8 protein-coding genes and 1 riboswitch are annotated in these 11,666 nt (G+C 45.4%); of the genes, 4 read left to right on the top strand and 4 right to left on the bottom strand.

Annotated features, from left to right (window positions below):
- Window positions 1-29: 29 nt before the first annotated feature.
- A riboswitch (Fluoride riboswitch) is annotated at window positions 30-94 on the top strand.
- A 165-nt stretch (window positions 95-259) separates the two neighbouring features.
- Window positions 260-2,422 (bottom strand): putative bifunctional diguanylate cyclase/phosphodiesterase, encoded by a 2,163-nt coding sequence (locus L4C42_RS10905; RefSeq protein ID WP_429760477.1) that lies wholly within the window; start codon window positions 2,420-2,422, stop codon window positions 260-262.
- A gap of 11 nt (window positions 2,423-2,433) precedes the next feature.
- Window positions 2,434-3,465, bottom strand: a complete 1,032-nt coding sequence (locus tag L4C42_RS10900; protein WP_429760475.1) for a phosphate/phosphite/phosphonate ABC transporter substrate-binding protein — start codon at window positions 3,463-3,465, stop codon at window positions 2,434-2,436.
- Window positions 3,466-3,805: 340 nt separating this feature from the next.
- On the opposite strand from L4C42_RS10900, the gene L4C42_RS10895 reads away from it, so the two are divergent.
- Entirely contained in the window at window positions 3,806-4,474 is a 669-nt protein-coding gene (locus L4C42_RS10895; RefSeq protein WP_429760473.1) for a hypothetical protein, read from the top strand.
- A gap of 14 nt (window positions 4,475-4,488) precedes the next feature.
- Here L4C42_RS10895 and L4C42_RS10890 read toward each other — a convergent pair whose 3' ends face one another.
- Window positions 4,489-4,890 carry a hypothetical protein gene (locus L4C42_RS10890; protein WP_353499535.1) on the bottom strand — a complete coding sequence of 134 codons (402 nt, stop codon included), beginning with the start codon at window positions 4,888-4,890 and terminating at the stop codon, window positions 4,489-4,491.
- Between the two features lie 174 nt (window positions 4,891-5,064).
- On the opposite strand from L4C42_RS10890, the gene L4C42_RS10885 reads away from it, so the two are divergent.
- The 3 genes from L4C42_RS10885 (at window position 5,065) to secF (ending at window position 8,417) form a co-directional block, all read left to right on the top strand.
- The gene (locus L4C42_RS10885; protein ID WP_353499534.1) at window positions 5,065-5,583 is read left to right on the top strand and encodes a hypothetical protein; all 519 of its coding nucleotides are present in this window, start codon (window positions 5,065-5,067) and stop codon (window positions 5,581-5,583) included.
- 105 nt (window positions 5,584-5,688) lie between these two features.
- Complete coding sequence (gene secD, locus L4C42_RS10880; protein ID WP_429760471.1) at window positions 5,689-7,512, top strand: protein translocase subunit SecD; 1,824 nt, start codon at window positions 5,689-5,691, stop codon at window positions 7,510-7,512.
- A gap of 2 nt (window positions 7,513-7,514) precedes the next feature.
- Window positions 7,515-8,417: a protein translocase subunit SecF gene (secF, locus tag L4C42_RS10875; protein WP_353499532.1), complete on the top strand. Its 903-nt coding sequence runs from the start codon at window positions 7,515-7,517 to the stop codon at window positions 8,415-8,417.
- Window positions 8,418-8,475: 58 nt separating this feature from the next.
- On the opposite strand, the gene L4C42_RS10870 is transcribed toward secF, so the two are convergent.
- Window positions 8,476-11,625: an HD domain-containing phosphohydrolase gene (locus tag L4C42_RS10870; RefSeq protein ID WP_353499531.1), complete on the bottom strand. Its 3,150-nt coding sequence runs from the start codon at window positions 11,623-11,625 to the stop codon at window positions 8,476-8,478.
- Between the last annotated feature and the right edge of the window lie 41 nt (window positions 11,626-11,666).

The raw sequence follows: 11,666 nt of genomic DNA, 5'->3' as shown, positions 1-11,666 counted from the left end.
TGCTAGAAATTGTGATTTGGATCGACTATTGTCCCCAAGGTGATGGGGTTCCACCTACCTTAACCGCCAACTGGCTGATGACTCCTACAGTTTCTGAAAACAGGTGTAACTTGTTCGTGGGACATTTTGTCACGCGGTAACTGTAGATTTAAGCCGATTCCTACACCTGTTTTCCTGTTAGCGGAAAACACCTGCAATATTCCCTTGCCCACGACTTTTGCTCCCGATGTTGTAAAGTACTTGGCTCGGTCTTATCACTTTACAGTTTGAACTCGATGATGTTGGACTCGCTTTCATTAATTAGCTTCTTAACAAAGTCATCAACCGGCATCGGTTTGTCAAAGTAATAACCCTGGCCGATTTCACAGCCAATTCTAGACAGTGTATTGGCTTGCTCTTTGGTTTCGATGCCTTCAGCAACCACCAATAAATCGAGGTTATTGGCCATAGCGACCATAGCCTGAACGAGCTGCTGATCTTTGGAGTCGGTAATGATGTCACGGACGAACGACTGGTCGATTTTTATACCATCCACCGTGAATCGGCGAAGGTAACTCAGTGACGAATAGCCGGTACCAAAATCATCTAGCCAAACTTCAATGCCACTTGCGCGGATTTCTTTCAGCGTACGTTCCGCCTCATCTTCATCTTGCAGTAGCAAGCTTTCTGTAATTTCCATGCGGATAGTGCGTGCGGGAACATGGTATTTCTCCATGTAGAACGCGAACATTTCCACTAGGTTTTGTCGATAAAGTTGTTTGGACGAAATGTTAATCGAAACATGAAAGTCGTGCGCAAAGTAAGGCATCCACTGCTGAATCTGGAAGCATAAACGCTCTATGAGCCACTGACCAAGCGGCAGAATCATCGCCGTTTCTTCGGCGATTGGGATAAAGTCGGCAGGCGAAATTATGCCCAAGACGGGGTGGCGCCAGCGAACCAATGATTCCGCGCCCATAATCCGGCCAGTCTTTAGGCAAACCAAAGGCTGGAACCATAGCTCAAACTGTTGCAAATCAGCGAGTGAACGTCGAAGTTCGCGCTCGATATTCGCTCGGTGCGTGACCGACTTGAGCATTGTTGGCGTAAACACTTTGTGTGTGTTTTTACCATCAGCCTTTGCTCGATACATTGCAATATCGGCGTTCTTGATCAGATCTTCAGCCGTTTTACCATTTTGTGGATAACGAGCGATACCTATACTTCCTCCCACCACGAGTTCTTCATTTTCCATCAGAATAGGAGAGCGAACTGCTAGGAAGATCTTTTTCAGTAAGCCATCTACATCTTCCGTCGTTTTAAGATGTGGGATCAACATTAAAAACTCGTCGCCGCCGATCCTAGAAATCATAGTCAGTGGATGATCGTTGGTGATTTCGCGTGCACATGTGGAGAGTTTTTCCGCTAGTCGCATTAGCAAAAAGTCGCCACTATCATGACCATAGTTGTCATTAATAACCTTAAACTCGTCAAGGTCAATAAATAACACGCTAAACGATGTTGCAGGGTAGGATTTTATAGTACCTTGTAAGTGTTGAATGAAGCGGGTTCGATTCGGGAGGTCGGTTAACGCATCGTGATAAGCTAGGTGCGAGATTTTTTGAGTGCGCTGTTCAAGCTTTGACGCCATAGACTGAACAGCGATGGTCAAATGACCGATTTCATCTTGCCTTTTCATCGTACTCATCGCTTGCGCAAGTTTGAAATCACCGCGTCCAATGGACTCTGCCTGCTCAGTGAGTTTAACCAACGGTCGGCTCCAGTGGCGAGAAATGATGGCAGCCATTATTGCTGAACAGGACAGCAATAGTACTGCGGCGCCTAAGACACCTAGATATAAGGCTTTTTGAGAACGATCATTGGTCGATTCAATGAGTGTCGCCATGTTTGCGATATCGCGATCGACTTTATCTAATGAAAATTCAATAAAAATCCCACCAATGATTTCGTCTGCCACTTGAATTGGACGAATGATGACTAAACGCTCATCAGAAAACTCATGAATTCGTTGACCTTGGCTTAAGACTGCGCTGACATCATAGGGAAATGGCAGATTTCTTCCAAGCATCTCAAGTGAGGGGTCGCCGTCATGAAAAACATGTCCCTTGCTATCAAATACGACGAGACTTTTAAGTTCATCCATTTGTAGCAGTGGTTCGAGCAAATACCCCGCTTCCTCTAAGTTGTACATATAGAGTGGATCGAACATTGACTTTGACAGATAACTAGACATTTGCTCTGCGCGTTTACTGAGCTCGGTTCGAAAGGTTTTACTATTTTGTACAGTGAGTTCGTGAAGGAGCCGCTGTGAGTGATTGGATGCCAACCACAAGTGCACCGCGGCGCTAGTTACCGTCATCACTACTGCTAGTGCGAATGTCACCAGCATGTACTGCCCTTGTAGTCGTAATTTCAGTTTCATTATCCGTCTACCTACTGAAACCACATGCTTTCGATTTGCATGCGATATTGATTGTAATCGGCGAAAGATTGCAATCGTTCGGGGGAGAATGACTCAAACTTTGTGGTTTTCTGAAACTTATACAGTGCGGCTTTTCCTTCTGTTGATTGATGGGCATTGACCAGACTTGTCTCGATAGCCTGTTTTACTTTAAAAGGTAGATCTCTACGCAGCAAAACGACACTGCGTGGGATGAACTTAGTGCGATAGATGATTTCCATTTCCGGTTTTATGTGCGGAGGCATATCACCAGAATCCTCCCAATTGGTATTGGCAAACGCCCCGACATCTGCTTGACCATGTGCAACCCAAGTAGATAGCGAAATTTCATCAGCTCTGTGAAGGATGTCGTCAGCAACGACGATGTTAATGTTGTCTGGATTTGTGATTCGACTCGAACTAGGCTGAGAAGCCATCGCTAATTGTTGGCTTATTAATGCTTGTATAGGCATATAAAAGCCTGAGGTGGAGCTTCTGTCTTCAAGAACAAGCGTTTTACCGACGAGATCGTTAAGGGTATGAATACCGCTATCCTTTCGGGCAAAGAACACGGTTTGGTAGTCCGCTTGACCTTTTTTCCAGCGGTGCAAACGAATATCAGCTTTGTGTTCTTCCTGCAGTTTTAAGGCCGCAAACAAAGTTTCAGACACCATGTCGATCTCACCTCTATCGAGCCATTGGCCTAATTCGATGATGGAATTGGTGACTTTTACACGCCCCTCTGTATAGCCATAGGGAGCCAGTTGATGTCCGAGGTATTTGGCTATAGGTGAGGTAAACCCAATGTGCTTTCGAGCTTTGTTGCTCAAAACGCCAATGGTAAAAGTCTTATTTTGTTCGACTGGTACTGGTGATACTTCGATTGCTGTATCTGACGCAAAACTTGTCACACTATAGCTTGTTGTACAAAGCCCTAAAGCAATAAGCCCTAGTCCTCTTAACACGACGCTCTTTAGACGCAGTGTACGGGCTAACATGGGGCTAGAGAAAGAACTTACACGCATTACAACAAGCCTTATAAATAACGATACAGATATACTAGGTGATAGCTCTCGACATTCGAACAAAATAGGCTGACCAGCAACATTAGTGGCATCACTTATGGAATGATGCTCACGATTTTTTAGTCAGCGTCTATCAAGTGAATGAATTTTGGTAACGGAACTATCTGTTATGAATCGGAATGTTAACATAATCATTTGTTCTGTGAATGCTTGTGTTGCTAAAAATAATTGGCTGATTTAGCTCAGGATTTGATACTCAGCCCAATTATTAATTAAACTTGATTTCGTATGTGCCGATACAGTGTGTATCAATATATGTGGAAGGCAGGGTAAGAGAGTAGTGAAAAAAATTTTATTGAGCCTTGGCATAGGTGCCGTGCTTTTGGGCGCTGGTGGCGGGGTGGCTTATTATCTTGGCTATTTCGATGAGTCCGAACCACCTCAAACCAGCGCAGATCGCAAAGCTCAGGTTCCTCAAGCCCTCGTCGAGCCTTCAAAAATCGAGGAGCCGACTCCGGAACCAAAACCACTTCCTAATCAATATTACGTTTCTCGAGCCGCAGAGACCGTGTACTTGCAACCAGAAACCACCTCGATACCGGACGGTATAGCTTACTATGGCGAGCAGCTAAATGTGATGGAGAGGCGTGGTGATTGGATTCGAATTGCGCCAATTTATCAGCTGGAAGAGGGTGCTGATGAAGTGTCGCAGTGGGTCGATAGTGCTCACTTGTCTGTAGAGCCGGTAAAATTATCGGGGAGCGATTGGTTTGATGTACTACAAGAGTACATCGAGAACAGCGATCATTATATGAGCTTTCAAGAAGCCTTTCTCGACGCCAGTACTCAGCTTATCAAAGGCAAACAATGTCGCCTTGCTGACTTTGAAGAAGTCGGCGGTTGGATTAAATCAATTAATCACAAAGATAGCGTCTACTTTACCTACTGTGGTGGTATTGAAGCCGAACATAAAATTTACTTGAATGTTGCCAGCGGAAAGATATTTTAACGTCTGCAAAGCGATTACCAAGGAGATTTGTCTCGTTCTTTGTCTGCAGTACGCGCCATTTCTTGTACGCATTGTTTGAGTCGTTTTATTGACGTGAGGTCACCGTGCTCAATATGTTCGATGGGGGCGTAGCCATTGAATGCTTTGGAGTTATTGCGCACGTTGATGAAGTTGTTAATAAAATGAGAGCTTTCAAAGGCGGTGCGGAGCAAGCCATCTATTTCGACAATAAGATGCACTCGTTCAAAGGTCGATGGACCTACCGGTACGGTCGCTGGAGTCACTTTAAGGCGAGCGTGCTGTTCTTGTGAAAGTTCAAGAATGGCCTCGGTTTGATGATTGGATGCACCCCAACCATCGAGCACACCTAGCGCGTATTTGACGAGTGTAAGTCTTTCATTCTGTGACAGTTCCATTGTCTTATCCTTTTCACCACTACCATTTTGAATATAGTTGCTGAGCTGTATTACCTCAAGATGACGGACATTAAAGGGCTTCAAACTCTTTGTCTTAATGGTTTAGCTTTTTTTATTTGTCTTCTAACTAGGTTAGGCACATAATGCGAGCCTATTAGTATAGAGGTTATGTCTTTGAGTCGGTTCAGTGTGTCATTTTTGCTTGCTTTTGTTGTCGCGTTTTTCGCGCCAATGGGGTTTGCTGCATCTGATACTTTTGAAGGTGACCGAGTTGATAATACAAGCATCGCTGTATGGACGCACTCCCAAAGCTCCTATGACGCTTCCCATAAGTCGGTAGGCACACCGCGTGAGTTATCGAACAGACTTTCTTCAAAACTAAATCAGCGCCCAACCCATCCACGCAAACCTAATCGACCAACGTCTAATTCATTTGGTGAGCATGACGCGCAAGGCATTTTGTCTTCGTTGCGATGGTTCAACAGCGGTCAAGAATCACGTGAACAAGAAGCGCCAGATTACACTCAAATCGCTGATTTAGGTGCTTCTTGCTACTTTGAACAGTTTGTTTGCTCAGCAGATTCAAGACTGCTCACTCCTTTCTATTTTCGTCATGCTGCTTCTGAGCACCGTTTGAGTGGTTGGAAAGATGGCAACACCTTATACGTCTATTTGAGCTCGCTCTACGCTTAGTTCCCCTTTGCTATTTCTTAATTACTAGACTTGTGCTCAATTTCGCACAGGCGATCTAGTGCATTTCATTTTTTATATATTCAGCCTTTTGGCTGAGGGAAAACTATGCGTACAAAAAAACAACCCAGAGCAGTGTTGAATCATTATTCCACTTGGAAATACCTTGTCTTGGTCGTCACTTGCGTCATTTTAGCTCTTAGCGCGATGCCCTCATGGTTTGGCGAGAAACCCGCGATTGAGATTAAGTTACGCCAGCAGAACACGCATTTAGATACGCCGTTTAAAATCAATTCATTGTTGACAGGGCAAGGCGTTGAAACGACGTCGATCACCGTTGAGAATCATGTTGCTCAGCTGGTATTTGATAACGAAGCCGAGCAAACGGATGCTCGCAATGTGCTGGGGAAATGGGTCGGTAAAGAAGACACCATGTCTTACTCTTACACATCAGTTGCTCCGCAATGGCTTCAAACTATGGGTTTTACGCCGATTAAATTAGGTCTTGATTTGCGTGGTGGTGTTCAGTTCTTACTCAATGTTGACGTTGACCAAGCCGTCTCAGAGCAGCGAGATGCCGTGATTGATGAAATCAAACAGCAACTTCGAGATGAACGTGTATTTGGTGTGTCAGTAAGACCAGAGTCACACACGGCAATTATCGTTACTGCCAAAGACAAGCAAGGGGAAATCGCGGTTCGTAAGTTTGTTAATGCGACTTACCCTGAGTGGCAAGCGAAAGGGGAAGGGAATGCGTTGTTGATTGCGATGAAAGCGCAGCCTTACACTGAGTTTGAAACGCTCACAATGCAGCAAAACCTTAAGATCATGCGTCAGCGTATTGAAGAGTTGGGTATCACAGAAGCCATGGTTCAGCGCCAGGGCAGCACAGGTATCCGAATCGAGCTCCCGGGTGTCCAAGACCCTTCATTAGCAAAGAGAGTGATTGGTGCAACCGCTAGCCTCGCATTTCATGAAGTCAGTACGTCATCGAATCCAATATCGACTTTACGTATTAAAGATGAGCAAGGTCAGTTTGTTACGCTGGTGAAAAAGCCAGTGTTGACGGGTGAGCACATCGTGAATGCGCGAGTGGGCTTCGATCAGATGAAGCGTCCGGAAGTTGATATCTCCCTTGATCACGCTGGTGGCAAGAAGATGAGCGACTTCTCGTCTACACATATTGGCAAACCAATGGCAACTGTGTATCGCGAGTATGGTGTGAATGCCCGTGGTGAGACGGAGCGCAGTGAGAAAGTAATCAGTGTGGCAACGATTCAATCTCAGCTTGGCAGTCAATTCCGTATTACCGGTTCGGGTAACCTAGAGGAAGCTCAGCAGCTTGCACTTCTGCTGCGAGCGGGTTCGCTTACAGCACCGGTCACCATTGTAGAAGAACGTACTATTGGTGCATCACTAGGTGCAGAGAATATTCAGAATGGATTTGCGGCGTTGGCATTGGGTATGGGACTGACCTTGACCTTTATGGCGCTCTGGTATCGTCGTTTGGGTTGGGTTGCGAATGTGGCACTGATTCTGAACATGTCTTGTTTGCTTGGTTTGATTGCCTTAGTTCCAGGGGCAGTGCTAACACTTCCGGGTATTGCTGGCCTAGTGCTTACAGTAGGTATGGCGGTGGATACCAACGTACTTATCTTTGAACGTATTCGAGACAAACTGGCAGAAGGGCGCAGTTTTGCTCAAGCGATTGATCAGGGCTTTAACTCTGCTGTGGCGACTATTTTGGATGCCAACATCACGACCATGATTACTGCTGTGATCTTATACGCTATTGGTAACGGTCCTATCCAAGGGTTTGCTTTAACGCTTGGGTTAGGTCTACTCACTAGTATGTTTACGGGAATTTTTGCCTCCCGCGCTATCATCAATCTTGTTTGGGGTCGCGACACTCGTCGTGAGGTAAGGGTTTAAGCATGAAACAGTTCTTTAAATCGCACATTCGTAATGTTCGTTATTTCACCAATATATTGTCGATTGGTTTAGTGGTGTTGTCTGTCGCTGCGGTGGGTATCCGTGGATTGAATCTTGGTCTAGATTTCACTGGAGGCGTGGTATCGGAAGTTCAACTGGGCAGTGCTACGACTCAAAGTGAGCTGCGAGACACCTTGACGCCACTATTGGGCGAGGGGATTTCTGTCACCAAATCGGGCGAAGAAGGCCGTTGGACAATTCGTTACGCTGCAGACCAAGATGCAGCAAAACATCAAGCGTTCAAAGAAGTGCTAGCGAATGCGTATCCGCACTCGAAAGTGGTGAGTGACAGCATAGTCGGTGCTCAGGTTGGTCAAGAGCTATACGACCAAGGTGGCCTAGCTCTGTTGGTTTGTTTGCTGTGTATCCTTGGATATTTGAGCTTCCGATTTGAGTGGCGTTTAGCAAGTGGTGCATTAGCTGCGCTGTTGCACGATGTGATCTTAGTTTTGGGTTTCTTCGCATTAACCCAAATGGAGTTTAACCTAACGGTATTTGCCGCGGTTCTAGCCGTGTTGGGCTATTCGTTGAACGACTCTATTATCATCGCCGACCGAATTCGTGAAATCCTGAAACTGAAGCCGAATGAGCAAACGGCGGACGTGAGTGACCAAGCCGTCATTGCCACATTTGCTCGAACCATGGTGACTTCTGGTACGACGCTAATTACCGTAGGAGCGCTATGGCTGCTGGGTGGTGACGCGCTGCAAGGATTTGCTACGGCGATGTTTATCGGTATTTTTTCTGGTACATGGTCGTCGATTTCGATGGGCACTGTTATCCCAGAATGGCTGCACCTTGAAGCGAAACACTATCAACCGGTTGAAATTGACACTGCACCTTAACCGGTGGCTGATTTAAAGTTAGGGCACCTCGTGGTGCCCTTTTTTGATTTAGCCTGCTCTAACTGTCTGAGAGGTACTTACTCTCATCTACCGCATCAATTTGGCTTTGCTCTAAGAACTGATTGGCGTAATCCATATACACTTTGCTGCGAACAAACAAACGAAAGACTTCGATATCCACATGATTATCTAGCGCCATATTGTGCAGAATATCGAGTGATTGACTGATGGTTTTCGCTTTTTTGTACGGTCTATCTGAGGCTGTGAGTGCTTCAAAAATATCGGAAACCGCCAGAATTCGCTCGGGTATAGATAACTCGTCTCCAGTTAACCGCCTTGGATATCCTGTCCCTTTCATTGTTTCGTGGTGAGTGGTGGCGATGCGCTCAACGTTCTGCAGATCTTCGGGAAATGGAATGCTACTCAGCATTTGGATGCCAGTGATCATATGTTCGTTGATTTTAAAGCGCTCTTCGGCCGTTAGTGTGCCTCGTGATATGGTGAGGTTGTGCAGTTCCCCTAGGTTATAGAGATGCTCAGGGACATCCACTTTTATGCCAAGCTCCGGTGGGTAAGTAATCTCGCTGTGATGATGGATAACGTGCTCGATTTTATCGCTGAGGAGCGATTCACTGACAGGGAGTGAGTTACTTTGTTTGGACATGCGTTTCTCTTCCGCCGGTGATAAGCCTAATTGATTATCGAAATAGCGCTGCCACGGCTGTTTAGCTATCTCGATGAGTCGCTCTTTGTCTTGGTCATTTAAAAACTCGCCACCGATATTGACGTTAGCAACAAAGGCAAATTGTTCGCGAAGCGTTTGTTGGCGAGCTTGGAGCGCTTCGATGATTTGCTGTTTATTCTCTGGCCCGTCAATTTCAGATTTCAGCGCCTCAATCTCTGCATCACGCCATAACACTTCAAAGCGAGTTCTGACTTCATTGATGCGATTGTAATTGGTTTCAAGCTTTGTACCTTTATCTACGACGTATTCTGGTGTGGTTATTTTGCCGCAATCATGCAGCCAAGCGGCTATCCTAAACTCACGGCGCTCCGCGTCATTTTTAAAATGGAAATTCTCAAACGTGTTATCTTTTTCCTGTTCAGCTGCGTCAACCAACATGAGCGCAAGCTCTGGTACGCGCAGGCAGTGCCCTCCTGTGTATGGGGATTTGCTATCAATGGTTTTCGCAATTAGTTGGATTATCGATTCTATGAACTCCTCCTGAGATTGCTGATATTGGTTTAGGGATTGAGACATTTCAAAGATGGCAGTAGAAAGCTCATCGACTTCACGAATTGAACTGCTGTGCTTTTCGACTTGGTCATATTGACGACGTTTAACTTTGTCTGTTTCTTTAACGAGTCGATAGATAGGGTTAGAAAGCGGGGTACTGAAATACCAAACAATGGGGACCATGATTACCAGTGCTGCTAGTGTCCACAGTACGTTGTAGATTACGTAGTTATAGACATGGCTCAGCACTTTTTCTTCTGGTAACGATATGATTAGATACTCCGCAGGTACGTTGTTTACTTTATCGACGAATACGTAACTTGGTTTATTGTCGATATCAATTGCGGTGATATCACCAAAACTTGCAGGGTCGGCGAGACGTGATAACAACGTCTCATTGTTAATGTGCCCTAAGGTTTGTTTCGGGGAAGCCAGCCAGCGAGTTTTTATTTGTTCTAGTACACCAATTTCTTTTAAATATTGAAGAGACTGGTTGACAAGGGTGACATACGGCTGAAGTTCTTCCCTTGCGACGAAGGTAAAGCCTTTCGGTAAAATACTGTCATCGGCAATAGTTCGAAGGGTTAGCTCTCCATCATCATGCCGCGCTAGTTTGTTGACGAGAATCGCTCGATTGTCCAGTACCGCACTTATTCTTTGATCCTTTGCATCTTTTATCGCGTCGCTGTACGTATCGTATCGATAGACGGTTATGTCAGGGTATGTATCGATAAGCCTTTGCGTCACTGACCAGCCATCAATCATGCCGATGGTTTTGCCGGACAGATCTGATAGTGAGTTTATCGCGGAGACGTTTTGGTGCGAGAGCACTGCATAGTCGAGTTCGTAGAGTATATCGCCTTCGAGGTGTGATTCGGTAATGGTGTTAGTCGTGGCGATAGACTGAAGAATATCAATATTTTGCTTTTGGAAACCTTCAACGAGTTCGCTCCAATGCAAACCATTGACATATTGGAACTGTAAACCCGTAGCATCGGAAATCAGTCTAAATAGATCGGGTGCCAATCCGTAAGGCTCACCACTCACAGCAAAATCGATAGGTTCCCAATTGAGTTGGTTAGAGACGGTGAGTACAGGGGCGTTTATCACGGTAGTGATTTGATCATCGCTTAGGGGCATGGTACTGACATAAGGGAGATCAATACTTTTTGAATCAAAATGATTACCTCCGATTATTCGACCATCGAAACTGCTCACATAAACTTCTGCTCCTTTAAGAAGCTCGACACCTTCTAGGGATTGCTCAAAGTGACCATCAAGTCCCGCTAGAGAGATATCGACTCCAACGACAGCATTACGATCTGGTAGGCGTTTGGAGAAGGTCTGCCCAGTGATTCTGATGTTGTGAAATAAATACGGCTGAGATTTGCTTACTGAACCGGGTTTTGCGCGCGTATACCAGACACGTTCTGTTGGGTAGTAATTGCTAAGATTGGTAACCTCTCTGCTAGGTTCCAAATTGTCGAAGAAGTAGCGAGTGGTTTTAATTCGGCTATTGCTATTAGTTTGGTGTTCAACCACCATCCACGTTTCGCCTTCCATTAGGTCAAGCTGCCTGCGGATATATTCAGGTTCAACATTAAACAATTGAACAAAGTGGTCATCATCAAAACCGATATAAATACTGTGCAAAAAGTTATTGCCTACGAAAGCGGCGCCAAACAGTTCGATAAGCTCTGCTGTGGTTTTTTTTCCGGGTGTTGTATTTAGTAAGTAGGTCAACTGGTTTGTGGTTTGTTCTCCTACTTTATCGAACTGCTCTAGTCGATCAGATACGATGGAGGAGACAAGTTCGAGCGTGCCTAGCGCGGTATCAACTTCTCGTTGTTTGGTTAGCGAATAAATTACGGATGCAGACAATATCGCTGTGGCGGAGATCGCGACGATAAAGAGCAGCGCTACTGCGCGGCGAATGGAGAATTTTTTTAACCCACTGGACTTTTTGGACATGGACAAGCGAAACCTAATTAAGGTCGAGGTTATTCCTGCAT

This window comes from Vibrio wakamikoensis, from assembly GCF_050337275.1.
In the GTDB taxonomy this organism is placed as follows: domain Bacteria; phylum Pseudomonadota; class Gammaproteobacteria; order Enterobacterales; family Vibrionaceae; genus Vibrio; species Vibrio chaetopteri.
This window is presented reverse-complemented; position numbering and strand designations above follow the sequence as displayed.